The sequence below is a fragment of the Nitrospirota bacterium genome, from assembly GCA_016207905.1.
Classification (GTDB): domain Bacteria; phylum Nitrospirota; class Thermodesulfovibrionia; order Thermodesulfovibrionales; family JdFR-86; genus JACQZC01.
In genome coordinates, this window is record JACQZC010000061.1 from 1 (window position 1) to 2356 (window position 2356).

The following is a 2356-nucleotide window of genomic DNA, read 5'->3' on the forward strand; positions in this document are numbered from 1 at the left end:
AAAAAAGGAGGATATTATTACTATCATCACTATAGCCTAAAATCAAAACACTCCGAGGAAGAGGTTTAAGGATTTCTACCTGGTAATGTCAAAAGTTTTATGAGTGTGCCGAGAAAGCGTATTAACTCTTACCAGTGAGAGTCTGGTCTGGGTAAAGGTTAGCTACCAACCCAGCACCTAATCCCTCGTTTAGTCTGGTAACAGGCTGGGCGATGCGGGAAGAGGGAGGTATCGAGCCACAGCGAAAGCGAAGGGATTGAGCCTCGAAATATTTATGGTGTCAGGTTGCCGATGCTGTTCATTTATAGAGCACTTTTCCTAAGTGCTCTATTTAGCCGCAGGCAATACTCTCATAACCGTTATGGCGAGGTAATGAGAGACTGACGGGGTCTAAGACCGTGGCGAGATACTACAAGGAGCTAATATGAACTCGGGAGAGCCAGAATGTTTACCAGAGAAAGGTCCCTCTTAGAATTTTCTGGTATAGGCACTGACAAGCCTATGGACGGTAAGGAGGTGCGGAACTACATTCTGGCGGTCGGACTAACTCATAGTATCGATGAAGCAGAGTAATGTCTGTGGAGAGAAGGGGTTAGCAGTAATGCAATGGGAAGCAAGGGAAACATCTTCCACACTCAGAGGTGGAGCAAGGATGTCAACAAAACTTGCTTCCCTAACTCGGCGAGCCAGGGAAGATCCGAAGTGTAGGTTTACATCACTGGCACACCTACTCACAGAGGATTTTCTTAAGGAATGCTTCGGGGGGTTAAAGAGGGATAAGGCCCCGGGCATTGATAGGGTAACGGTTGCGGAATACGAGGTCAACTTGGAGGAGAACTTGAGGGATTTGATGACAAGGATGAAGGCGAAGCGATACAGGCCAAAGCCTGTTAGGCGAGCCTATATTCCAAAGCCTGATGGAACGAAACGGCCACTTGGAATACCCACAGTAGAAGACAAGATCGTCCAGATGGCCATCAAGAAGATTCTTGAGGCGATCTTCGAGGTTGACTTTGTGGATGCCTCCTATGGATTTCGCCCGAATTGTAGTTGTCACGACGCCTTAGATGCAGTGAACGAGGCCATTATGACCAAACCAGTCAACTACGTTGTGGATACAGACATCAAGAAGTTCTTTGACACCGTAGACCACAAGTGGTTGATGAGGTGTCTTCAGCAAAGGATTGCAGATTCAACTCTCCTTCAACTGATTGGCAGGTTCTTAAGAGCAGGGGTGATGGAAGAGGGTAAATATATGGAAGTGGACAGAGGCACACCACAGGGTGGGATAATAAGTCCAATTCTTGCTAATATTTACCTTCACTACGTATTAGACCTCTGGTTCGAGAAGGTTACGAGGAAGCGGTTGAAGGGATATGCCCAACTTGTTCGCTACTGTGATGACTTCGTTGTCCTCTTTCAGAGTGGGAGCGAGGCCAAAAGGTTCAGCGAAATGTTGAAAGAGAGGTTGGGTAAGTGGAGCACTTTAGATAAGTGCTCCATAAGTTTGGATTGGAAGTGGCTGAAGACAAATCAAGGATGATTGAGTTTGGTCGCTATGTATGGTATAAAGCACAGCGGGAAGGTAGAAAGGTAGAGACATTTGACTTCTTGGGTTTTACACACTATGGTGCTAAATCCAGAATGGGTAAGTTCAAACTGGGTCGAAAGACCTCAAGGGCGAAATATTGGCAGAAAGTGAAAGCGATGAATCAGTGGTTAAAGGACGTCCGCAATGTGGTGAAGTTGGAAGAATGGTGGAAGGTATTTAAACTGAAATTGGTGGGACATTACCGCTACTATGGAATAGGCGGGAACAGTTCATCAATACAGACCTTCCATTGGGAAGCAACAAAACTTGCCTATCCTATAAGTGGATAAATAGACGGAGTCAGAAGAAGAGCTACAACTGGGCACAATTTAATCGCTTTCTTAAGCATAATCCTCTGCCTAAACCAAGGATATATCATCCGTATCCTGTCATCGCTTGAAGGACGCATTACTGAAGAGCCCAGTCTGGGAAATCTGGACGCTGGGTTCTGTGAGGTCGCAGCCAGTAAAATATTTGGCCTAATGGGTGAAAGTCCCATCTTAGCAATTTGTTCGTTTCGGCTAAGTAGGTATATCCGACATACTGAACAGTAATGGGCAGTATGAAAGCTCGGAAGTAAACGGCCAGACTGCTCTTTGAAGTGGGAACGACTCAGTGGTCTACCAATCTGGGAAGCCTTAGCATAAAGCGAAGACTGCAAACCGAAATTGAACCGCTTGCGTGAAGTCGTTTGCAAGAGTGTTCAGGAGGCCGACCTTTTCCTCACGTAGGGAAGGCTGATACACCTGATTTAATAAACGGACA

The 2356-nt window shown here is 46.1% G+C and carries 1 pseudogene; it reads left to right on the forward strand.

What is annotated here, in order from left to right:
* Nucleotides 1-652 precede the first annotated feature (652 nt).
* Nucleotides 653-1991 (forward strand): annotated as a pseudogene (gene ltrA / locus HY805_07840) (group II intron reverse transcriptase/maturase).
* The last annotated feature ends 365 nt before the right edge of the window (nt 1992-2356 follow it).